General features: G+C 65.8%; 25 protein-coding genes. 13 read left to right on the forward strand and 12 right to left on the reverse strand.

Annotated elements, in window-relative coordinates; all coding sequences use genetic code 11:
• Window positions 1-68: 68 nt before the first annotated feature.
• From ACFSOZ_RS14005 to ACFSOZ_RS14015, 3 genes are all read right to left on the reverse strand, one after another.
• Entirely contained in the window at window positions 69-1229 is a 1161-nt protein-coding gene (locus tag ACFSOZ_RS14005; protein ID WP_379098732.1) for a saccharopine dehydrogenase family protein, read from the reverse strand.
• A complete protein-coding gene (locus tag ACFSOZ_RS14010) occupies window positions 1226-1732 on the reverse strand; it encodes an Lrp/AsnC family transcriptional regulator (RefSeq protein WP_379098735.1) in 507 nt (168 codons plus the stop codon). The genes ACFSOZ_RS14005 and ACFSOZ_RS14010 overlap by 4 nt, the downstream gene beginning before the upstream one ends.
• A gap of 157 nt (window positions 1733-1889) precedes the next feature.
• Window positions 1890-2765 (reverse strand): LysR substrate-binding domain-containing protein, encoded by an 876-nt coding sequence (locus ACFSOZ_RS14015; RefSeq protein ID WP_379098738.1) that lies wholly within the window; start codon window positions 2763-2765, stop codon window positions 1890-1892.
• 146 nt (window positions 2766-2911) lie between these two features.
• Between ACFSOZ_RS14015 and ACFSOZ_RS14020 the strand changes: the two genes are divergently transcribed.
• The 4 genes from ACFSOZ_RS14020 (at window position 2912) to ACFSOZ_RS14035 (ending at window position 5196) form a co-directional block, all read left to right on the forward strand.
• Window positions 2912-3130 carry a hypothetical protein gene (locus tag ACFSOZ_RS14020; protein WP_379098741.1) on the forward strand — a complete coding sequence of 73 codons (219 nt, stop codon included), beginning with the start codon at window positions 2912-2914 and terminating at the stop codon, window positions 3128-3130.
• A gap of 27 nt (window positions 3131-3157) precedes the next feature.
• Window positions 3158-3907 carry a sulfite exporter TauE/SafE family protein gene (locus ACFSOZ_RS14025; RefSeq protein ID WP_379098744.1) on the forward strand — a complete coding sequence of 250 codons (750 nt, stop codon included), beginning with the start codon at window positions 3158-3160 and terminating at the stop codon, window positions 3905-3907.
• A gap of 124 nt (window positions 3908-4031) precedes the next feature.
• On the forward strand, window positions 4032-4610 hold the full coding sequence (locus ACFSOZ_RS14030; RefSeq protein WP_379098747.1) for a histidine phosphatase family protein: 579 nt from the start codon (window positions 4032-4034) through the stop codon (window positions 4608-4610).
• 106 nt (window positions 4611-4716) lie between these two features.
• Window positions 4717-5196 carry a nuclear transport factor 2 family protein gene (locus ACFSOZ_RS14035; RefSeq protein WP_379098750.1) on the forward strand — a complete coding sequence of 160 codons (480 nt, stop codon included), beginning with the start codon at window positions 4717-4719 and terminating at the stop codon, window positions 5194-5196.
• On the opposite strand, the gene ACFSOZ_RS14040 is transcribed toward ACFSOZ_RS14035, so the two are convergent.
• The 3 genes from ACFSOZ_RS14040 to ACFSOZ_RS14050 all read right to left on the reverse strand — a co-directional run bounded on the left by ACFSOZ_RS14040 (window position 5177) and on the right by ACFSOZ_RS14050 (window position 7492).
• Window positions 5177-5578: a VOC family protein gene (locus ACFSOZ_RS14040; protein ID WP_379098753.1), complete on the reverse strand. Its 402-nt coding sequence runs from the start codon at window positions 5576-5578 to the stop codon at window positions 5177-5179. The two genes, ACFSOZ_RS14035 and ACFSOZ_RS14040, sit on opposite strands and share 20 nt — an antisense overlap.
• A gap of 78 nt (window positions 5579-5656) precedes the next feature.
• Entirely contained in the window at window positions 5657-6703 is a 1047-nt protein-coding gene (locus ACFSOZ_RS14045; RefSeq protein WP_379098756.1) for a sigma-70 family RNA polymerase sigma factor, read from the reverse strand.
• A gap of 42 nt (window positions 6704-6745) precedes the next feature.
• Window positions 6746-7492 (reverse strand): SDR family NAD(P)-dependent oxidoreductase, encoded by a 747-nt coding sequence (locus ACFSOZ_RS14050; protein ID WP_379098759.1) that lies wholly within the window; start codon window positions 7490-7492, stop codon window positions 6746-6748.
• A gap of 325 nt (window positions 7493-7817) precedes the next feature.
• On the opposite strand from ACFSOZ_RS14050, the gene ACFSOZ_RS14055 reads away from it, so the two are divergent.
• Window positions 7818-8231, forward strand: a complete 414-nt coding sequence (locus ACFSOZ_RS14055) for a hypothetical protein (protein ID WP_379098762.1) — start codon at window positions 7818-7820, stop codon at window positions 8229-8231.
• Between the two features lie 62 nt (window positions 8232-8293).
• On the opposite strand, the gene ACFSOZ_RS14060 is transcribed toward ACFSOZ_RS14055, so the two are convergent.
• Both ACFSOZ_RS14060 and ACFSOZ_RS14065 read right to left on the reverse strand, forming a co-directional pair.
• Complete coding sequence (locus ACFSOZ_RS14060; RefSeq protein ID WP_379098765.1) at window positions 8294-9055, reverse strand: pseudouridine synthase; 762 nt, start codon at window positions 9053-9055, stop codon at window positions 8294-8296.
• A gap of 135 nt (window positions 9056-9190) precedes the next feature.
• Window positions 9191-10057, reverse strand: a complete 867-nt coding sequence (locus tag ACFSOZ_RS14065; protein WP_379098767.1) for a class I SAM-dependent methyltransferase — start codon at window positions 10055-10057, stop codon at window positions 9191-9193.
• 117 nt (window positions 10058-10174) lie between these two features.
• On the opposite strand from ACFSOZ_RS14065, the gene ACFSOZ_RS14070 reads away from it, so the two are divergent.
• From ACFSOZ_RS14070 to ACFSOZ_RS14095, 6 genes are all read left to right on the forward strand, one after another.
• The gene (locus tag ACFSOZ_RS14070; RefSeq protein ID WP_379098770.1) at window positions 10175-11077 is read left to right on the forward strand and encodes a LysR family transcriptional regulator; all 903 of its coding nucleotides are present in this window, start codon (window positions 10175-10177) and stop codon (window positions 11075-11077) included.
• A 209-nt stretch (window positions 11078-11286) separates the two neighbouring features.
• Window positions 11287-13206 (forward strand): diguanylate cyclase, encoded by a 1920-nt coding sequence (locus tag ACFSOZ_RS14075; protein WP_379098773.1) that lies wholly within the window; start codon window positions 11287-11289, stop codon window positions 13204-13206.
• A gap of 79 nt (window positions 13207-13285) precedes the next feature.
• Window positions 13286-13729 carry an SRPBCC family protein gene (locus ACFSOZ_RS14080; protein ID WP_379098776.1) on the forward strand — a complete coding sequence of 148 codons (444 nt, stop codon included), beginning with the start codon at window positions 13286-13288 and terminating at the stop codon, window positions 13727-13729.
• A 264-nt stretch (window positions 13730-13993) separates the two neighbouring features.
• Window positions 13994-14941, forward strand: a complete 948-nt coding sequence (locus ACFSOZ_RS14085) for a substrate-binding domain-containing protein (RefSeq protein WP_379098779.1) — start codon at window positions 13994-13996, stop codon at window positions 14939-14941.
• A 260-nt stretch (window positions 14942-15201) separates the two neighbouring features.
• On the forward strand, window positions 15202-16854 hold the full coding sequence (locus ACFSOZ_RS14090; RefSeq protein ID WP_379098782.1) for a sugar ABC transporter ATP-binding protein: 1653 nt from the start codon (window positions 15202-15204) through the stop codon (window positions 16852-16854).
• On the forward strand, window positions 16851-17867 hold the full coding sequence (locus ACFSOZ_RS14095; protein ID WP_379098785.1) for an ABC transporter permease: 1017 nt from the start codon (window positions 16851-16853) through the stop codon (window positions 17865-17867). The genes ACFSOZ_RS14090 and ACFSOZ_RS14095 overlap by 4 nt, the downstream gene beginning before the upstream one ends.
• A 4-nt stretch (window positions 17868-17871) precedes the next feature.
• Here ACFSOZ_RS14095 and ACFSOZ_RS14100 read toward each other — a convergent pair whose 3' ends face one another.
• Window positions 17872-18240, reverse strand: a complete 369-nt coding sequence (locus ACFSOZ_RS14100; RefSeq protein WP_379098789.1) for a hypothetical protein — start codon at window positions 18238-18240, stop codon at window positions 17872-17874.
• Between the two features lie 185 nt (window positions 18241-18425).
• On the opposite strand from ACFSOZ_RS14100, the gene ACFSOZ_RS14105 reads away from it, so the two are divergent.
• On the forward strand, window positions 18426-18728 hold the full coding sequence (locus tag ACFSOZ_RS14105; protein ID WP_379098792.1) for a hypothetical protein: 303 nt from the start codon (window positions 18426-18428) through the stop codon (window positions 18726-18728).
• A 25-nt stretch (window positions 18729-18753) separates the two neighbouring features.
• On the opposite strand, the gene ACFSOZ_RS14110 is transcribed toward ACFSOZ_RS14105, so the two are convergent.
• The 3 genes from ACFSOZ_RS14110 to ACFSOZ_RS14120 all read right to left on the reverse strand — a co-directional run bounded on the left by ACFSOZ_RS14110 (window position 18754) and on the right by ACFSOZ_RS14120 (window position 20144).
• Window positions 18754-19065 (reverse strand): type II toxin-antitoxin system RelE/ParE family toxin, encoded by a 312-nt coding sequence (locus tag ACFSOZ_RS14110; protein WP_379098795.1) that lies wholly within the window; start codon window positions 19063-19065, stop codon window positions 18754-18756.
• Window positions 19062-19352 carry a ribbon-helix-helix domain-containing protein gene (locus tag ACFSOZ_RS14115; protein ID WP_379098798.1) on the reverse strand — a complete coding sequence of 97 codons (291 nt, stop codon included), beginning with the start codon at window positions 19350-19352 and terminating at the stop codon, window positions 19062-19064. Before ACFSOZ_RS14115 ends, ACFSOZ_RS14110 begins: the two co-directional genes overlap by 4 nt.
• Window positions 19353-19448: 96 nt before the next feature.
• On the reverse strand, window positions 19449-20144 hold the full coding sequence (locus tag ACFSOZ_RS14120; protein ID WP_379098800.1) for an XRE family transcriptional regulator: 696 nt from the start codon (window positions 20142-20144) through the stop codon (window positions 19449-19451).
• Window positions 20145-20757: 613 nt separating this feature from the next.
• Here ACFSOZ_RS14120 and ACFSOZ_RS14125 point away from each other — a divergent pair.
• Window positions 20758-21288, forward strand: a 531-nt coding sequence (locus ACFSOZ_RS14125) for a GcrA family cell cycle regulator (protein ID WP_379098803.1), incomplete at its 3' end; no start/stop codon positions are given.

Raw genomic sequence — 21288 nt, forward strand, 5'->3', positions numbered from 1 at the left:
CTTCACCCTTCGGGGTGCTTTTTTGAGCGGCAGCGCCGTTGCCGGCGGCAGCCACCGTTCGAAAATCCTCAGTCCCAGGCCACCGTCTCGGCGACCTTGATGCCGCGCCTGGCCAGTTCGTCGAAGAAGGGACCATCGGGCACGTCGAGCAGCGGGTTGAGCAGGCCTGGTTTGCTGATGTCGCCGCGCGCCAACATCTGCGCCACGATGCTGGCGGGGTAGCCGACGCCGAGGCTCATGCCGAACAGACCCGAGGCCAGGTCGCGCTCGATGATCAGATCCGACGTCACCGTCTTGCGGCGGCCGCCTTCGAGGCCGGAAAAGACATTGCGCATCACGCACAGGTCCTTCTCGTCCGGGCCATATTGCAATTGCGGGCCGAGCAGCCGGCCGAGGAATTCACGCGGGCTCACAGTGGTGCCGGAAACCTTGTCTTCGGAGAGGAAACCGAGTTCCTTCAGCGGCGCCCAGAACGCCGACCACCCCGGCCAGCGCAGCGTGTAGCGGCCGGAACGGCGCAGCCCCTTGGCGGCGTCCAGCATCTCGACATAGTGCAGCGCATCGCCATTGGGGAAGGCTTCAAGCCGGCCGAGGCCGGCGACCTCGATCTCGTGGATGAAAGGATTGTCGTGCTGCTGGCCGGCCGGCACCGCGACGCGTTCGCCGTCCTCGATCATCACGCTGTCGCGGTTCTGGCTGACCAGAACCATGTCGAAGTTCCAGCTCACCTTGTAGCACAGCGGCTTGGCCATCGCCTTCGGCTCGGGGATGCCGCCGCAATAGGAATCGATCGCGGCGATGCTATCGAACTGCCTTGCGGCGCGGGCGTAGAGCACAAGGTCGATGCCGGGGTCGAGCCCGCATTCGGTCATGATCGAGACGCCGGCCTGTTCGGCGGCCGGCGCCAGGTCGGCGATGGCCTTGCCGTAATTGGTGGTGACCAGCGGTGTGCGTGTAGCGATCGCGGCCTGGACCGCCTCGCGCATCAGCGGCTGCGGCAACAGGTCGATGACGGCGTCGACATCCGCCAGCACGCCGGCCAGCGCCGGGCCGATCGCACCCTCGGGTACCACGAAGCGCACGCGGGCAAGATCGGTCAGGCCGGCAAGGCGAGCCGCACCATCCGGTGCCGTGTCGACGCAAACCACGTCCTCGACACCGCTGGCGACGAGATCGGCGATGGCCGCCCGGCCTTGCAGGCCGAGGCCGCCGAGAACGGCGATCTTCATGCCGGCTCCTTGCGGATGCTGTCGTCCGACCAGCAGCCTTCCGGCAGGCTGACCCATTTGTTGCAGGACGCCATGACGACGAAGGTCTCGCTGCGCACGACTTCGCCCGGCTCGCCGGCACCCGGGATCAGCTCGCTGGTGACGCGGTAGAGATCGGCGACGTCACCGGCCACCGTCACGTCGACGATGATGTCGAAGCGCCCGGTGACCACCGAAGCCGAGTTGACGAAGGGCAGTTCGGAAATGCGCTGCGCCAGTTCGCGGGCCCGGCCGCGGCCTTGGGCGTTGATGCCGACAATGGCCGAAATCAGCTCGGGGCGCTCGGTCAGGTTCAAGAGCCCGACGATCTTGAGCAGGTTGCGGTCGAGCAGGTTGCGCAGCCGCGTGCGCACCGTCGGCACCGAGATCGCCAACATCTCGGCGAGGCGGTTGATGCCCGGCTGCGCGTCCTGCGACAGCTGTTTGACCAGCCGCCGATCGGTCAGATCGAGATGTTCCCGCAAAGGCCTTGTCTTTCATAAAAAGAAAAAAATACGGCAAATTCTTTGCCAATGTGCAAACAAGCTACGTCACTGATTTTTGAAATGCAAGGTAATGATTTCACGCCGATGGGGATATGTCGGGCGCCGGCCGGGTGCGGTTGCAGATGCTGGCGCGGCTTCAGACCAGTGCTGCGGCCAGCAATTTCGCCTGTGGCGTCAGATCGTCGAAGCGGCGGGCGCAGAGATTGAGCTGACGCGTCGCCCAGTCGTCGGTCAGCCGCAGGCTGCGCAGTGTGCGTGCCGAGCGGCGCGCCGCATTTTCCGGCACGATGGCGATGCCCGCACCTTGCGCGACCAGCCGGCAGACATTGTCGAGGCCGGGCACGCGGATACGGACATGCAGATGGCCGCCAAGGCGAGCGGCCTGGCGCGTGATGTGCTCCTGCAGCGCATGGCCGGTGCTCAGGCCGACGAAGGATTGGCCGAGAATGTCGGCGAGGCTGGCGGTACGCAGGCCGGGCAGCCCCGGCCAGTCGCGCGCGGCGATCACCGCCAGGCGGTCGATGAGGAACGGTTTCTGCTCGAGATGCGAAAGGCCGGCCCAGGTCGCGGCGATGCCGAGATCGGCGGCACCGCTGGCCACCGCCTCGGCGATCTCGTGGCTGGGGCGCTCGTCGAGATCGATGTCGATCCGGGGATGCGCGACCAGGAAAGCCGGCAGGATGTCGCGCAGCAATTCGCCGGTGGCGGCGGTGTTGGCGAGCAGCCGGACGCGGGCGCGCAGGCCGGTGGCATAGGCGGCGAGGTCGCCGGCCATCGCCTCGATCTGGTTCTGCACGGCGCGCGCATGATGCAGCAGCGCCTGTCCGGCCGCCGTCGGCACCACGCCGCGCCGGCGGCGCTCCAGCAGCGGCGCACCGAGCCGCTCCTCCATGCCCTTGATGCGGGCGCTGGCCGAGGCCAGGGCCAGCCCGGCGAGTTCGGCGCCATGGGTGATGCTGCCGCGCTCGGCCACCAGCAGGAACAGCCGGAGATCGACCAGATCGAAGCGCATTTCTTGCTCCTGCAAACGGTTGGACAGCCAGGCAAAGCCGGGCGGCCTCCAACTCCAGCCTTCGGCCTAGCCGAAGGCTGACACCGCAACTTCCACATTGTGGCCGGCTCGCATCTGCGTCAAACGGTTTCGGGTGGAGATGTATGATGAGCCAACAAGCATCAGGCCGACCCGGCATTCTTGAAAGCATGGCGATCGTGCTGGCCATCGCGGTGGCTAGCCTTGCCGTGGCGCGGGCGGAGCCTGGCTTGCAGGGGTGCACGCCGACGGTCGCTTCCGTCAGCCGCGATGCCGCGCCGGCAAAAGCCTCTCCCGATACCGCAAGCCCGGATACCGACGCGACGGACATGCTGCTGCATGACTGATCCGACCGCTGTCCTGAAGCTGTCACCGTGCTGAGCGCCGGCGTCATCGCCTGGATCGGCGCCGTCTTTCTCGCCGCCGGCCTGGTCAAGGGTGTCGTCGGCATGGGGCTGCCGACCGTGGCGATGGGGCTGCTGGCGGTGACGATGCCGCCGGCGCAGGCCGCCGCCTTGCTGCTGATCCCGTCGCTGGTCACCAATCTCTGGCAATTGCTCACCGGCCCGTCCTTCGCCGGCCTGTGCAAGCGGCTGTGGACGATGATGGCCGGCGTCGTGCTCGGCACCGTGGCCGGTGCCGGTCTTTTGACCGGCGCGCACACGGCGCTGGCGTCGGCAGGGCTGGGCGCGGCGCTGGTGCTCTATGCCCTTGTCGGCCTCGCCAGGGCCGGCTTCACCACGCCGGCGCGCCACGAGGCGTGGGCGTCGCCGCTGGTCGGCGTGGCGACCGGGCTGGTCACCGGCGCCACCGGCGTCTTCGTCATCCCGGCGGTGCCCTATCTGCAATCGCTGCGGCTGGGCAGGGAGGACCTGATCCAGGCGCTCGGGCTGTCCTTCACCGTGTCGACGGCAGCCCTTGCCATCGGCCTGTTCCGGACCGGCGCCTTCGCCTCGCCAACCGCGCAACTGGCGGGATCGGTCGCAGCCCTTGTGCCGGCGCTGGCCGGCATGTTCGCTGGTCAGGTGCTGCGCCGGCGGATGAGCGTCGAGACCTTCCGCATGGTGTTCTTCATCGGGCTGCTGGCGCTGGGGGTCTATCTCGCGGGCGAGGCCGCGATCTAGCGAACCACCAGAACCGGGATCTCGGTTGCCGATCAGGGCCAGGCGACCACACACTTTCGCGTCAGCCGGATTCCCCTTCGGCAGATCGTGATCTAAGGTGCCGGCGACATCGAAGGGCATCACAATGAGCGCATATCCGCAGATCCATCTGGTCCGGCATGGCGAGACGGCGTGGAGCCTTTCGGGGCAGCACACCGGCCGCACCGACATGCCGCTGACGCCGGCCGGGGAGGCCGCCGCACGCGGCGTCGCCGATCGGCTGAAGGGCCTGTCGTTCTCGGCTGTGTGGTCGAGCCCGTCGCAGCGCGCCTACAACACCAGCGTGCTGGCCGGCTTCGGCGCCGAGAGCATCAAGAAGGACGAATTGCAGGAGTGGGACTATGGCGCCTATGAGGGGCTGACGACAAAACAGATCCTGGCCGAGCGGCCGGGCTGGAACGTGTTTCGCGACGGTTGCCCGAAAGGCGAGATGGAGGCCGATGTCGGCGCGCGGGCCGATACGATCATCGCTGCGCTGCGCAAGGCCAATACTGGCATACTGGTGTTTTCCAGCGCGCATTTCCTGCGCGTGCTGGCGGCGCGCTGGATCGGCCTGCCGCCGGAAGGCGGCGCGCTGTTCGTGCTCGATACGGCCAGCATCAGCGTGCTCGGCTACGAGCATGACCTGACCGAGCCGGTCATTCGCAAATGGAACCAGAAATAGCGAATTGCCGCTCCGGCGCGCTTCAGTCTCCTGACAGAAATTCCGCGCCTCCGGTGTATGGTAGACGCGTGAGTCAGAAGGGGATTTGTCCATGTCCAGGGAGTTGGTGCGCGACCTGTTCGACAGGTGGGAACGGGTTTGGGTGGATGGCCAATACGACCTGATCCCGGCTTGCGTCGGATCGCACTACATCAGGCACGACGAAAAAGGCGACCGCACGGTGACGCGAGAGGACTATGCGGCGGAACTCGCGGCCGTCCGGGCAGGGCGGCCGGGCATACGTGTCGTCGTCTATGATCACGCCTTCACGGCTGACAGCGCGTGGTTTCGCTTTTCGTTCGTGTGGCCTGATCCCGAGACCGGAGAGCGGCGCAGCCGGGCCGGCATGCAAAGCTACCGGATCGAGGGCGGCAAGCTTGCCGAGACCTGGATTTCGCTGCTGGCGCCAGACATGGAATGGACGGATGCGACCGCCCAGGACTATTGGACGAGCACCCGCCGGTCCCCCGGAATTCGAACTGACTCGCGTTTCGGCCTGCGCAGCCGGGTCGCCAGTCGGCAACGCGCTATTTGTCGAATTTCTTGATCGCCTCGGCGGTCACGGGCGTGAAGAAGTTCACCAGATTGCCATCCGGGTCGCGGAACAGCAGCGAGCGGTTGCCCCAGGGCATGGTGGTCGGTTTCTGCACGGTTGCGTCCTTGATGGTGTCGGACAGCCTGGCGAACTCCGCATCGACGTCGCCGACGCGGAATTCGATTATGGCGGTGTGGTTGTCGGCGGGACGGGCGACGTCGCCGCCGAACAGCTGCAAGGTGCGCGTGCTGCCAATCGCCAGCGTGCAGGCCGGTGTCACCAGTTCGGCGAAGTCTTCCGTGTACATCGTCACCGGCATGCCGGTGACCTCGCCGTAGAAGTGCACGAGGCGCCGGACGTCTGACGTGATGATGCGGACGGAGACGAAATTCATTGTTTTGTTCCCTGATTGCTAAGCCGCTGCCGGGCTCCCGTGATCGCCTTATAGGCCAGGGCTCCTGACAGCTTCCTGTCAGGAAACCGGCCAGACAAGCGGCAGGCCGAAGGGAGCAAAAAGGTCTGGGCCGAGCGGGCCGACATAGACCGTCAGTGAGGCGATCCCGCCATCGGCCGGCTCGATGACATGCAGCGACTGGGCGCGCCATTCGGGATCCTGGTGGCGGCGCGCGTAGACCGCGACCGCGGGCTGGCCGTTGGCGCGGGTGGCGACCGCGTGGTAGCCGGCGAAATTGCCCCAGACGGTCCTGAAGAAACCGTGGATCGCCTCGCGGCCCTGATACCAGTCCAGCCATGGCGGCATGTGGTAGGTGGCATCCTCGCGCAGCAGTTCGATGAAGCCGTCGAGATTGGCGGCCTGCCAGGCCTGCATGTAGCGTTCGAGCAGCAGGCTCTCTTCGCGGTTGGTTCGCGCGCGCTGCAGGGGACGGCCTTCGGGATAACGCTCGCCAAGCGTTGCGCGGGCGCGCTGCAGGGCGCTGTTGATCGAAGCGGTCGAGCCGCCCAGCAATTGTGCCGTCTCGAGCGCCGACCAGCCCAGCACGTCGCACAGCAAAAGCGCGGCGCGCTGCCTGGGCGGCAGCAGCTGGATCGCGGCGACGAAGGCAAGCTGCACGGCCTCTCGGGTCTCGTAGCGCGCTTCCGGGCCGGGCTCGCCGTCGACGAGATCCGGCAGCTCGGTGTCGGGGTAGGGCTCCAGCCAGGCGAGTTCGGCGGCGGGCCCGCCGGCGGCGCGCCCCTCGGTCGGCGGCCGCCCGGGCGGCTCGACAATGCGATGCGCCGATGATCTCGCTTTGATGGCGTTGAGGCAGGCGTTGGTGGCGATCGTGTAGAGCCAGCCGCGCAGCGAGCCGCGTCCGTCGAATTGCGACCGGCCGCGCCAGGCCTTCAGAAACGTGTCCTGGACGAGGTCGTCGGCCTCGTGCAGCGAACCCATCATCCGGTAGCAGTGCAGCTTGAGCGCGCGGCGGTGGGCTGCCGTCAGGCGCTCGAAGGCCAGCCGATCGAGGATCGGCTGGCCTTGCGTGCCCAATGGCTCAAGCGGGCCAGGAGCGTCTGTCATTTCGAGCCTGTGGTGCTGATTTCGGTTGGCATCGTGCGCGCCTCATGCCGCCGCCGCAAGTCCGCTGCCGCTGACCGTGAAGGAGATGCCTTGCGTCTTGCCGCCGGCGAGCGTGACCACGGCGCGTCCGACATCGGCCGGCGACTGCACATCGGTCATGCTGGCGAGGAAGTCCGCCGGGCTGATGCCGAGATAGGCCGAAATGCCTGTTATGCCGCGCTGGCCGACACCGGTGCCGGCCATGATGCGCATCGGCACCAGCGCCATGAAGCGCAGGCCTAGGCCAAGCCGGTCGGCCTCCTTCTGGCTGTGACCGGCGAGGAACATCTGCATGCGCTTGGCGCCGGAATAGCCGCCGGAGTTCGGCGGCCCGCCGCTGAGTGCGGCGCCGCTGGAGATCAGCACCACCCGGCTGCCCGGCTTCAGCCGGCCCTGCAATGCTGCCTTGCAGAACAGGAACGACGCCTTGACGTCCATGTCCCAGTTCGCCGAGAAGTCCTCCCAGCTTTGTTCCGGGATAGGCGCGGACGGGGCCAGTGCGCCGGCGCAGATCACCAGCACGTCGGGCTGAAGTGCGGCGAACACCGCATCGGGCGCCGCCTCCTGCGTGGCGTCGGCGGCAAGCGTCTTCACGCCTGACGCCTCCCAGGCGAGTTCTTTCAGATCGGCCGCGCCGCGGGCAACGGCAAGCACGGTTGCTCCCTCGCCGAGCGCAGCTTCCACGATCGAGCGGCCCACCCCTCGGCTGCCTCCGACCACGACGACATTTTGACCTTTCAACGAATGCATGGCTCACCTCGCTTCTTCCGGCTCGGAGGATTCCGGCGCCTGTAGGTGAAGACAGCGCGGGCGGGTGGAAATCATCGGTGGGGGCAAAAAGAAACTTTGGCGGGGCGCTCCCGGGTGAACGGCGTTTGTCGCTGGCCCTGACGGAAATTTGATCGTGCGTATCAGTACAAAGGCAGCCGGAAAGATTATACAATGCTAAAATAGACGCGTCTGCTTCAGGTATCTGAAATAGTGCGGACGATCACGCCGCCAATGCAAGGCGTGTTGTTTGCGATTTCTATAGAAAAACTAGAGGTAATACTCTATCATCTGAAGGATAGGCTAAATGACGCGCCGGATGGCTTGTATCATAACAATGACTGCAATGGTTGGGTTTACTGGCTCTGCGATGGCCGGGAGCAGCCGGCCGATAACCTATGAAAAGACAGCACTTTCCGGGCAGGAGATTTATATTTTCGAGGATGCCAACCTGAACCCGGACTGCACGAGTGCAGGCCTGGACGACGTGCAGGCGACATCGGGGCCAAGCCACGGATCGATCCGGATCGTGGATGGCAAGGTCTATCCTAACTTCCCCAAGGACAGCGAGCGCTACAAATGCAATCTGCAGGGCGATGACGGAGTACAGGCGTTTTACAAGTCAGCCCCAGGTTTCAAGGGGCAGGACCAGGTCAGTCTCTCGATCCACACGTTCTCGGGAAACGCCCGCAGCGTGGTCGTGAAGGTAACTGTCGAATAGGACAGTCAGAGCGCAGGCCGGACCGGCGTGGGCGCCATAGAGCGCTCCTGCAGGCCGCCATTTCACCCGCCCAGCAACACCAACTCCTCCGGCGTCAGATGCCGCGCCGTGCCCTTGGCGAGGTCGCCCAGTTGCAGGCGGCCGATGGCGATGCGGATCAAGCGCAGCACTTCGATGTCATGGGCGGCGAGCAGGCGGCGGATGTGGCGGTTGCGGCCCTCGTCAAGCACGATCTCCAGCCAGGCGGTGCGGCCGCCGCTGCGCAAGAGCTCGATGGCGTTGGTGGTCAGGGTCTCGCCGTCGACGGTGACGCCGGCGCGCAATCTTGCCAGCATCGCAGCGTCGGGCACCGTACCGATCTGCACATGGTAGGTCTTGGGCATGTGCGAGGCCGGGTCCATCAGCCGGTTGGCGAACTGGGTGTCGTTGGTCATCAGCAGCAGGCCTTCGCTCGCCTTGTCGAGGCGGCCGACCGGCGAAACGAAGGGCAGGTCGAGCCCTTCGAGGCAGGCATAGACGGTGTCGCGCTGCTGCGGATCGTCGCGCGTGGTGACCAGCCCGCGCGGCTTGTTGAGGATGAGATAGACCTTGCGCTCGGCAACCACCGGCCTGTCGTCGACGACAATGCGGTCGCGGTTGAGGTCGACGCGCAGCGAGGCATTGCGCACCACCTTGCCGCCGACGCGCACGCGCCCTTCCGCGATCAGCACCTCGGCCTGCGTGCGTGAGCACAGGCCGAGCTTCGACAGCGCGCGGTTGAGGCTGACGCCGGCTGGCTTGCCCGTGGTTCGTGGCTGGCGTGGTGTCATGTCCTGCTTTGTCATTCCGGACGATGTGTCCGGTTGGGTATGCCGGCGGACCTGCCGCCGACACGGTCGTTTGGTGAGTGGTCGGGCTTGCCGACGCGCGCCTTGGCTATCACGCGCATCCGGTCCGGCTCAAGCCACTGGCAGGGCCGACTATCTGGTCGCGGCGGCGACGAGCATTTCGCACGGCCCCTCGAATTGTCCGTCACGCTCGAACTGGCCAAGCGCGGTCTCGATCTCCGCCCAGGCGTCGTCCTGTTCGCGGGGCGACAGGCCGGCCAGCATCTGGTGCAGGGCGCCGAAAGACTCCTGCTCGAACTGCAGGCATTCGAGGGCCGATTGCAGCCGCACCGGCGCGTCGACCTTCTCGATGCGCACGTCATGGAAACCGGCATCGGTCAGGCGCTTGGCAAGCACCGCCGGGTCACCCAGGCTGAACGGCCCGGGCTGGCCGGGTAGCGGTGCGGGCAGGGCGGCACGGCGGCGGATGATGCCGACCGGGATCGAGAAGAACGGGTTCCTGTCGGCGGTGGAATAGACGATGGCGCCGACCTTGCCGCCCGGCTTGAGGTGATCGCGCATGCCGCCCAGCGCCCGGTTCTGGTCGGGAAAATAGATCAGCCCGACGCGCGAGATCACGGCGTCGAATGGTTCGGCTGAAATGGCATCCAGCATTTCGCCGTCGGCGACGACCGTGCCGACATTGGCATGGCCGGCCAGCCTGGCGTTGCTGGCGGCAAAGCCGAGAATGCCCGGTGAAATGTCGGTGGCCAGCACATAGCCCGTCGGCCCGACACGCCGCGCGGCGGTCAGCGTCTGTTCGCCGGCACCGGCGGCGACATCGAGCACCCGGCTGCCCTTGCCGATATCGGTCATGTCAAGCATCAGTTCGGTGGCAGGCCCCAGCCAGCGGGTCAGCAGCGGACCCCAGCGGTTCCAGGCCTCGGCGGCGCTGTCCCATTGCTTTCGGGTGGTGTCCTTGAACTTGACCGGATCGAAAATCGGTTGCTGCACGGTCATGGCTTGCTCCTCAAAGGCAGTATTGCCTTGCCGCAAACCGTACGGATCGCGTAGTTCTGGTACCATTCTCGAAATCTCGACACCCATTTTGCAAAATTGCACGGATCGGGGTCCAGGATGCATTGGGACGACTTGCGGATTTTCCTGGCCGTCGCGCGCGACGGCTCGATCAGCGGCGCCGCAAAACGCTTGAACATCCAGCACTCGACCGTGTCGCGCCGCATCCGGCTGCTGGAGACGCAGCTTGGCACGCGGCTGATCGAGCGCAAGAAATCCGGATACGAGCTGACCCCGGCCGGCGACGAGCTGAGGATGGCGGCCGGCAAGATGGAACTGGAGGTGCTAGAGGTCGAGGGCGCGCTCGGCGGTCAGGAAGACCGTGTCGCCGGGGAACTCAGGGTATCGGCGATCAACAACATGGCTTCATCCGTGCTGATGCCGATCTTCGCCGGTTTCAGCGAGGCCTATCCGGATATCCGGCTGCATGTGCAGGTCTCCAACAAATATGTCAGCCTGGCCGAACGTCATGCCGACATCGCCATCCGGCTGACCAATACGCCGCTGGACACGCTGGTCGGCACCAGGCTCGCCACTGTGGCCTCGGCCGTCTACGGAGAACGGCGCTACCTGGAGGGGCTGCGCGCCAGCGGTGCCAGGCCGCTCTGGATCGGCGTCGAGTGCTGTGCATTCCACCAATCCTGGACCCATGCGGCATGCCCGGAACACCGGCACAGTTTCTTCGTCGATGACACGCTGCTGACGCTCGCCGCCGTGAAACAAGGGCTCGGCCTGGCCTATCTGCCATGCTTCATGGGCGACAGCGCCGAGGAGCTGGAGCGCTTTCGCCAACCGGACCCGATCCACGATCTCGGACTCTGGCTGCTCTACCATCCGGACCTGCGGCGAACCAAGCGCGTCAGGGTGTTTCGCGAACATATGCTGGCGCGCATCCGCGACCAGAGTGCTTTGTTCGAGGGCCGCCTGCCGCAGCCATCGGGTCTGGTTTCCGCTGGACCGTGACACAGCCGGTCATCGCGATGGTGAAGGTCGTCAGCCGGCCTACTCGGCGGATCAAGTCCAGCCAGGAGACCGACGGCGAGCGGCCCGCCGACGGCTCCTGACCGCTTTTCTGCTCGCCGGCCAATTGGCCTGACGTAACACTTTGTTGTCATTGGAGGCATATCGAGGAGGCGATGCGGCGAAAGCCGATGCAAAAGGAAAGGCGCGCAATGGGTTCGCCCTGGTCCGAATTGCTGGCCAATCTTGCTGTCGTTGCGATGTTCGTCTCGGTCTGGATCCACACGCATGTCTGGCTGGATCGCAAGGCTGCCTTGACGAGAGCGACGGCCTTCGGCCTCCTGATGGGCGCTGGCGCCGTCACCTTGATGCTGACGCCAATGCAGTTGCAGCCGGGCGTCTTCATCGACCTGCGCGCCACGATGATCGCACTGGCAGGCTTCTTCGGCGGCCCGGTCGCTTGCGTCATCGCGGGGTTGCTTGCGATTGCTTTCCGCTTCCACGAAGGCGGTATCGGCGTGTTCGCCGGCGCCATGGGAATCTCGATCGCTACGTTGATTGGTATTGCCGGTCATCTCGTCCTGAGAGGCCGCGCCCCCGAACGCGTCGATGTCCTGATCCTGGCCGCGACGGCCGCCGCAGGCTCGCTGCTCAGCCTGCTCGCCTTGCCACGGGAGATCATGCAGGCGGTGCTGCCGCAGGTGGCATTGCCGACTTCGCTGCTGATCTTCGTCTCGATCATGCTGTCGGGACTTGCACTCTATCAGGAACGGCGCCGCCTCGAGGCGCTGCAGTCCAGGCGCATCTTCAAGGCGGTGGTGGAGGCATTGCCCGATTGCCTCAACGTCAAGGACCTGGATGGGCGGTTCATCGCCGCGAATCCGGCAACGGCGGACCTGATGCATGCAACAAACGCCAAGGCGCTGATCGGCAAAACCGATTTCGATTTCTTCCCACAAGAAACGGCGCGAAAATTCCGCCAGGACGAGCTCGCCATTCTCGCGGCCGGCGTGCCATCCACCATCGAACAGCGCCTTCATCATGACGACGGGACCAACGGCTGGCTGTCGACATTGAAGGCGCCTTTTCGGGATCATGGCGGAACCATCGTCGGGCTGATCACGCACAATCGCGACATCACGATGCGCAAGCAGCTGGAGACCGAACTGGCGGAAAGTCGTGTCACGCTGGCGGACGCCCTGACGCATATGGCCGACGGCCTGGTGATGTTCGACCGGGACGGCAAACTGGTGCTCAGCAATGCCCAATACATTGCCATGTTTCCCCACACGGCCGACATCCGGGTGCCCGGTGCCGACTATCGCGACATCCTGCGCGGCTCGGCAGCGCGCGGCGAACAGACTGTGCCGCCGGACAGGGTCGAGGACTGGATCGGCGACATCGTGGCGTCGCGAAAGCTTCCCAGCAACCGTCAGGAGGTCAGGCTTGCCGACGGGCGCTGGCTCGATGTCAGGACCAGGCCGACCAGCAATGGCGGCAGCCTGAGCGTCTATTCCGACATCACCGAGGCCAAGCATGTCGAGGCTGAACTGCTGGCGGCCAACGAGAAGTTGAAGCTGCTCGCAAACCGTGACGGCCTGACCGAGCTGTTGACGCGCCGGGCCTTCGACGAAGCGCTGGCGCGCGAATATGCCCGCGTCAAGCGGAACGCGACACCATTGAGCCTGCTCATCATCGACGTCGACTGGTTCAAGCGGTTCAACGACCACTATGGCCATCCCGCGGGTGACGAATGCCTGCGCGCCGTCAGCGGCTGCATCAAGGCCACGGCCCGACGGCCGGCCGACGCGGCAGCCCGCTATGGGGGAGAGGAGTTCGCCCTCATCCTGCCTGAAACCGACGCGCGGGGCGCGTTCGTGATCGCCGAAAATCTCAGAAGCGGCGTGCGCGACCTGCGGCTCGCACACGCCGGCAGCGAAAAGGGCATCGTCACCGTCAGCATCGGGGTGGGGACCTTCGATCCGGGCAGCGCCTCGATCGAGATCGCCGACCTGCTCAGGCGCGCCGACGAGGCTCTCTATGGCGCCAAGGTGGCGGGGCGGGACCGGGTCCATGGCTGGCGCCCGCATGTCAGCGAGCCACACGCCGCCGGTGCACGACGCCGGCCATGAGCCGACGCCACGCCACGCAGGCGCCCGAAGACATCGGGCTGACGCTGGCGCCCGAGCCTGCCGGACAGGGCCGATTGGCATGAGCGTTTCCTCCGCGCCGATCATCAAGACCGTCGTCATCGCAGCCGCCCCGGCCAGGGTCTGGCAGGTGCTGACGACGCCTGGGATGATCCCGCAATGGATGTCCGACGAGGAGCTGACGGTCAGCCTGCAGGACCGCGTCGGCGGGGAGATCATGATCCGCGGACTGCTGCATGGAATGCCGTTCGAGAACCACGGCACCATCCGGGCGTTCGAGCCGGAAAGCAGCTTCGCCTACGGTTACTGGAGCACGCTGTCGGCTTCGCGGCTGTCGGACGCGCCCGAAAACCACACGGTGGTCAGCTTCGAGCTGACGCCGGCGGATGGCGGGACGCTGCTGGTATTGACCTTGAGCGATTTCGCCGAGCCATCGATCCGCCCGCATGCCGATCTCTACTGGGGGCCGACCCTGCACATTCTGAAAGCGGTCTGCGAGCGGTAAGGCGGCGCCCGCGCCAAAAATCCGACAATTCCGATAATTTGCCCAACAGTTCCGTTCCATCGATTATTGCGCAAAGTGTTGCCCCTGGGTTAGCATCCCCGGGCTGACGTCGATGGGAGGCACTTTTCAACAGCGGCGACCAGCTGGAGCGGCACGCGTCTTCGGGCGCACGGAGGATGCTCCAACACTTTGAACCGGCGCATGATCCCTTCCCAAGACCGATCCCGGCCTTGGGGATGATGCGTCTCTGTGGAGGAGGATCCTATGAACAGACGTGAAGTCCTGCTGTCGTCCGCGGCCTTTGGCGCCATGATGCTTGCCGCACCCTCGGTGTTTGCCGAGGACAAACTCACCATCCTGGGCTCGGTGCCCAATCTCGGCTTTCCGTTCTTCGTGCACATGCTGAACGAGATCAAGGCCGAGGCCGCCGCGCAAGGCGTCAACCTGACCGAGAGCGATGGCCAGAACTCGGCCACCAAGCAGACCGCCGACATCGAGGCGGCGCTGGTGCAGAAGGTCAACGCCATCGTCATCTCACCGCTCGACGTCAACGCACTGGCGCCGGCGATCGAGGAAGCGGTCAAGGCCGGTGTTCCGGTGGTGACGATCGACCGCCGCGTCGATGGTGTCGAGGGTATTTTGGCCCATGTCGGCGCCGACAACGTCAAGGGCGGCGAGGCGGAGGCCAGCGCCATGGTGGCGGCGTTCCCGAACGGCGCCAAGATCTTCCACCTGCAGGGCCAGCCCGGTGCCGGCCCGGCGATCGACCGCAACAAGGGCGTGCACAACGTGCTCGATCCCTTGAAGGACAAGTACCAGATCGTCTTCGAGCAGACCGCCAACTTCGCCCGCGCCGAGGCACTGTCGGTGACCGAAGCCGGCCTTGCCGCCAACGGCAAGCCCGACGCCATCGTCTGCGCCAATGACGACATGGCGCTGGGTGCCATGGAGGCCTGCGCGGCGCGCAACTTCACCGATGTGAAGATCTACGGCTTCGACGCGCTGCCGGAAGCGCTGGTCGCGGTGCGCGACGGCAAGCTTGCCGGCACCGTCGAGCAATTCCCCGGCGAGCAGTCGCGCACCGCGGTGCGCATCGCGGTCGCCTATGCCAAGGACAAGACCGAGCCGAAGGAGAAGCTGGTGCTGTTGACGCCAATCGTCATCGGCAAGGACAATCTCGACAAGGCCGAGCGGATTGGCGAGACGAAGTAGTCTGTGAGAGCCAGGCGCATGGCGGATGGAGGTCGCGCTTTGTCGCGCCCCCCCTCTGTCCTGCCGGATCCAGCCCTTCGCTGTCGCTCCGGGCGTTCGTCGTTCGGAAAGCCAAGCAATTGGCTTTCCGTCCGCTTCGCGGACCACTCCTTACCCCCCACGAGGGGGGAGATCGGCCGTCGCTTTGGCTTTCGCCAATCGCCGGCCTTGCAGAAGAGGCGCTGCCGGCAAAACTGCCAATCTCCCCCCTTGTGGGGGAGATGTCCGGCAGGACAGAGGGGGGCGCTGTCCCGCTGCCTGCAGCAATCCGGGAGCAACCCTTGTCGCCAGCTGAAGCCGCATCGCCCGAGCCCATCCTGCTTGCCGTCGAGGGCGTCACCAAGCATTTCTCGGGCGTCACCGCGCTGAGCGACGTTTCGCTCGACATAAGGCCCGGCGAAATCCTCGGCCTCCTGGGCGAGAACGGCGCCGGCAAGTCGACGCTGCTGAAGATCCTGTCCGGTGTCATGCCGCCGTCGAGCGGGCACATCATCTTCGACGGCGCCGACTATCATCCATCCAGCCCGCAGGACGCCAAGCGGCTCGGCATCGTCACCATCTACCAGGAACTGAGCCTGATCCCGACGCTGACGGTGGCCGAGAACATCTTTATCGGCCGCGCGCCGGTCGGTCCGCTCGGGCTGGTCAGCTGGCGCAAGATGGAGGAAGATTCGCGCGCGATCATCGCCCGCGTCGGCCTCTCCATCGACCCGATGACGCCGGTCTCGGCACTGTCGGTGGCCGAACAGCAGCTGGTCGAGATTGCCCGCGCGCTGTCGCTGAAGAGCCGGCTGATCATCATGGACGAGCCGACCTCGGCGCTGACCGAGACCGAGGTGCAGCGCCTGCTGTCGATCATGGACCGGCTGCGCAGGGATAAGGTCGCCATCATGTTCGTCACCCATCGGCTGGAGGAGGCGTCAGCCATCTGCGATCGCATGACGGTGTTGCGCGACGGCAGGCTGGCCGGGCATCTCAACCGCGAAGGCGGACCGATCGCGCTGCCCAGGATCATCGAAAGGATGGTCGGCCGCGCCGCATCCGAACTCTATGCACGGCCGGCGCAGCGCGCGGTCGCCGGCGATGTCAGGCTGTCTGTGCGCGGCCTGCGCACCGTGCGCGATCCCGAGGCGCCGCACGCCATCGTGCTCGACGGTGTCGACATCGACCTCAAGGCCGGCGAGATCCTCGGCGTCGCCGGTCTCGTCGGCTCCGGCCGCACTGAACTGGCGCGCGCCATCTTCGGCGCCGACCGCATCGCGGCCGGAACCATCACGCTCGACGGCAAGCCGATCGCGCCGGCGTCCCCGGCCGACGCCATCGCGCTCGGCATCGGCCTGGTGCCGGAGGACCGCAAGCACCAGGCGATCTTTGCGGCGCTCGGCATCCTGCCGAATTTCTCGGTCGCTTCGCTCGGCAGCTTCAGCAATGGTTTCGGCTTCATGGCCGAGCGGCGCGAGCGCGACGCGCTTGCCGGTTTTCGCAAAATGCTGTCGATCCGCATGGCCTCGGCCGAGCAGGCGATCGAGGGCCTGTCGGGCGGCAACCAGCAGAAGGTGATCCTGGCGCGCTGGCTGGCACGCGATCCAAAGGTGCTGATCGTCGACGAGCCGACGCGCGGCGTCGATGTCGGCGCCAAGACCGAAGTGCACCAGATCCTGGTGCAGCTGGCGGCGCGCGGCATCGCGGTGATGATGATCTCGTCCGAGTTGCCCGAGGTGCTGGCGGTTTCGGACCGCATCGTCACCATGCGCCGGGGGCGCATCACCGGCGAGATGCCGGGCGTCGAGGCAAACGAGGAAAAACTGATGGAACTGATGGCGCTCGACAGACAGGACACGAAGGGGCCAGACGCGAAGGGGGAGGCACGATGAGCGTGGCGGGAGAACAGAACCAGCGTGGCGGCATCAACATGACGCGGCTCTTGATGAGCTTTGGGCCGCTGCTGTTCCTGGCCGCCTTGGTCGTCGTCTTCACCGTGCTGAAGCCGAGCTTCATCGACCCGATCAACCTGTTCAACATCACGCGGCAGATCTCGATCACCGGGCTGATCGCGCTTGGCATGACCTTCGTCATCCTCACCGCCGGCATCGATCTGTCGGTCGGCTCGCTGCTCGCCTTCTGCGGCATGGTCGCTGCCGTGGTTGCCAAGGGCGGCACCGCCAACACGCTGTCGCTGTCGACCTCAGGCACGCAGGGCTATGGCTGGTTCGCGGCCCTGCTGGCCGCCGTCGTGGTGGGAGCGGCCGCCGGTGGCGTGCAGGGGCTTGTCATCACCAGGCTGAAAGTGCCGCCCTTCGTCGTCACGCTGGGCGGGCTGACGGTGTTTCGCGGGCTGACGCTGACCATCTCCAACGGCGGGCCGATCTCCGGCTTCGATGCCTCGATGCGCTGGTTCGGAACCGGCCTGATCGGCCCGGTGCCGGTGCCGGCGCTCATCTTCGCGGCAGCCGCGATCCTGTGCCACATCGTGCTGCGCTACACGCGCTACGGCCGTGCCGTCTATGCCGTTGGCGGCAATGCCGAGGCGGCACGGCTGTCGGGCCTGCGCGTCGACCGCATCCTGGTCTCGGTCTATGTCATCGTCGGGTTCTTCGCCGGGCTCGCGGCCTTCGTTTTGTCGGCGCGGCTGAATTCATCCGAAGCGGTGGCCGGCATCGGCTACGAGCTGACTGTGATCTCGGCCGTCGTCATCGGCGGCACCTCGCTGTTCGGCGGTATCGGCTCGGTCGGCGGCACGGTGGTGGGCGCGGCCCTGATCGGCGTGCTGCAGAACGGACTGCAGTTCACCAACGTGTCGTCCTACACGCAAAGCATCGTCATCGGCCTGATCCTGATCGTGGCGGTGGCGTTCGACCGCTGGCTGAAGTCACGGGTGCGAAGGTAGGGCGTCACGCCGCTGCCAGCGCCCACAGAAGGTGACCGTAGCGGCGGAAGAAGCGCGCCACCAGCCGCTGCTGTCTGGCTCTGATGAGGTCGGGCAGGCGGCGCTCCTGGCGCCAGCGCGGCATGTTGCGCCAGAAGGCGATGAAGCGGGCGGCGTCCTCGATGGCTTCCTCAGCCGACAGCGCCGGGCCGATCGCCGCCAGGAACAGCGCCTCTGAATGCTTCAGTTCATCGATGACGGCCTTGCGCCTCAGATGATCCTGGCGGGCGCGCTCGATGCCGTTGCGGCGGATCGCCTCGAAGGCTTCGAGCAGAGCGGGGCTGTCGCCGGTGTAACCGCAGGCGCGGGCGAAATCGGCGGCAAGGGCGTCCATCGTTGCTCCCGGATATGATGCGCCGAAGTGGCTAGCGCCAGACTCACATTTGTGAGTTAATATAAGCATAACTCAAATAAATGCAGAAGAGAAACTTTTGGGAATCTTTGAAAGGCGCGACTCGACTCCGGGTTGAAAACGCAGGAATATGCAAACAAATCAGGAACAAAAGGCGAGGAGGGGCGATGCCACTGCCAGGCAAGGAACCAGTGATCGCGCATGTCGCCTCGATATCGGTCGAGTGCGCCGATTGCGGCCGCAACAGGTGGTGGCGGCCCGATCAACTGAAGCGGTTCGGTGTGACCGGGAACACGCCGCTGGCCGCCCTTTCAGGCCGCATCGTCTGTTCGGCCTGCCGTGCCGAGGGGCTGCCGGGCGTGGCGGTTTCGATCCAGGCAGCGTTCATCGACGAGCGCCAGCGAGTGCGTAGCGAAGCGCAGATGCTGAGCGACCGCGACGTGCCACTGGAGGGGTCGAGGCGGGCTTGATGGGTCCGTGACGAGCAGACGGTCGTCAGGAGGCGTCATCTTCATCGGAGAGCACAACGTCCCGCCCGCCATGAAAGACTCGCAGGATCGTCACCGTCTTGTCCTTGATGGTGAATGCGATCGTCGCTCGCCGGCGAAAGCCCACGGTGCGGAGACCCGGCCGGATGTCATCGTGGCGCAAACCACGTTCGGGAAACGTCTCAAATCCCGTACAGTAATCAATGAGGCGATCGACATAGGCTCGCGCAATTCCTTCGCCGGCTTCCGGAACCAGATAGGTCAGCAAATCCACGAGGTCTTGTTCGGCGGCCTCGCTGATGACGACCCTGTGCCTCATACTTGGCGTGAGCTCTTGCCTGCCAGTGCGTCAATGCGGCCATGAAGCCGCCTGCGTGCTTCCTCAAGAGGCATTGTGCGTGACGGATCCTTCTCCAACGCATCCATCGTCGGCACAACCTCTTCCCGCAGCCACCGATCGACCGCTGCGTCGCGCGCGGCAAGAGTCCTCAGGCCGTCGCGGATGACTTCGCTTTCGGTGGCGTATTCGCCGGATGAAACCTTGTCCTTCACCATCTGCGCCATCTCGAGCGGCAAGGTGATGGTCAGTGGCTGGGTGCTGCGCATTGTCGTCTCCTCGAGCAATTGGTGTATGATTAAATCATACACTCTTGCACAGCCTACTGCTAGCCAGGTGGCGAGCTTGCGGGCGACAGGGGCGCCTCAATACCCCAGCAGTTCCTTGAGCGGGATGACGCGCCAGACGTGTTTTATGGCGTAGCGGTTGAAGGTCAGCGTTTTCGGTGGATTGTACTGCTCGACGACCAGTTCGGCGGCGGTGCGCTTGACCAGCTTCTTGATGAAAGCCTTTCCGTTGCGCTCGTTTTCTTCCGGAAAGGTCTCGATCACCACATGGTCGCCGGGCACGGCGTCGCGGCCGCCGCAATAGAGCATCTCGCCCGGCTCGTAGCGCGGCACCATGGAATCGGACAGCACGTGCAGCGCAAAGACCTTGCGCAGATGCGCGATGCCGGGCGGGCGCTGGACGTAGCCGGCGACCTCGCCGTTGAAGGTGAAATCGCCGTCGTCGCCGCCGACCGCCGCACCGAGCAGCTCGATGTCCATCGGCCCGGTGGGCAGGGGAGCGGCATCGGTGACGATCTCGGCATCGGCGACCGGGCCGGCATCGTCGAGGAAGACGACCTCGCCCTTGCCCAGCGCAACCGGGTCGACGCGCAGGAAGGCGGCGGTCTTCAGCAGGTTCTCGGTCTTGGGCAGGTTGCGGCCGGTTTCCCAGTTGCCGACGGCGGCGACATCGGTGTCGTTGTGCTCGGCAATGTGGCGCATGACCAGGCCGCGCTGCTTGCGCGCCTGGCGGATCGCCGCCCCGACCTTGATCGACAGTTGCGTTTTTGCCATGGCGCCATGTGAGCGATGAAAGCGGCTCTCGTCTATGAAAGAATGGCTTGCATAAGTTTTTGAGTTATGCTTATATATGGCCATGCAAAACCTGTCCAGATTCGATGGCGCCGTGGCGCCGGCCTCGCGTGAGGCACATCCAGCGGCTGTCACCGCCGCCCTTCCGTCCCGGCCGTCCTCCTCCCCGGCCGGGGCGAAGCCCGAGGCTCAATGCTCGACTGCCTCGGGTCCGGTCCGCCTGTCACCGGCGACCGGAACGGCCGGAGCCGCCGCTCCCAGCGGCTCCGGCCCCCAATTCGACCGGCATGGCGCCGGCCCGGATTCTGTCGGTTCCTCTGGCCGCTCCTGCATCCGCACGCAGGATGGCACCGTCATCCTGTTCGAGCCGCTGACGGGCAGGGCGGTTTCCGCCCGCGACAGAAAGACGGCAGAAGCGCGGCTTTCGCACCTCGACCCAGCCGCCGGGCGATTGGCCCGATCAGGCTGAGGCGGAGCCGGCGCTGGCCGGCCCTCGAACAAGACAACCCTGACCGCGGCCCAGCCAACCGGGCTGAGCCCTGACGCTTGCCTGACGGCTCGAGGCCGAAGGCGGAACCTTGGATGGAGCCTGGAGATGGCGAGCTATACCGACGCGGAATTGCAAGAGATCGCCCGCTGGCTGAAGGACGGGCTTTCCGCCTCGAAGGTCGCGGCGGCGTTCAGCGCGCTGCGCGGCAGCTCGGTATCACGCAACGCCATCATCGGCGTCGTCCACCGCAACGCCATGCTGGGCGCGATCGGCTTTGCCAATGGCAGGCCGGCGGCAGCCAAGCGGGCTGCGGACGAACGCACGGCGAGCAAGCGGGCGAGCGGCCTGCCGGCGCCGGGCAAGGCAAGCGCCAAGGTATTCGCCGAAACGATCGACGTCGCATTCGCCGCCAATGGTGCTGGCGTGCGCAAACCGGCCACCCGACCGAGGCGCGATCCGCCGCCGGCCTGGCTGCCGCCGCGCCTGTTCGTGCGCGAAGTGGGCGTGCTGGTGGCCGACGGCGAGGCCTATCGCCTCAAGGTGCCAGTGCCGCCTCGTACGGCCCTCGGCCGGCAGCCGCATGGCGTGGCGATGCGGTTCATCGACTGCCTGTTCGACCGCTGCCGCGCGCCATTG

The sequence above is a fragment of the Mesorhizobium newzealandense genome (assembly GCF_042682145.1).
GTDB lineage: Bacteria > Pseudomonadota > Alphaproteobacteria > Rhizobiales > Rhizobiaceae > Mesorhizobium > Mesorhizobium newzealandense.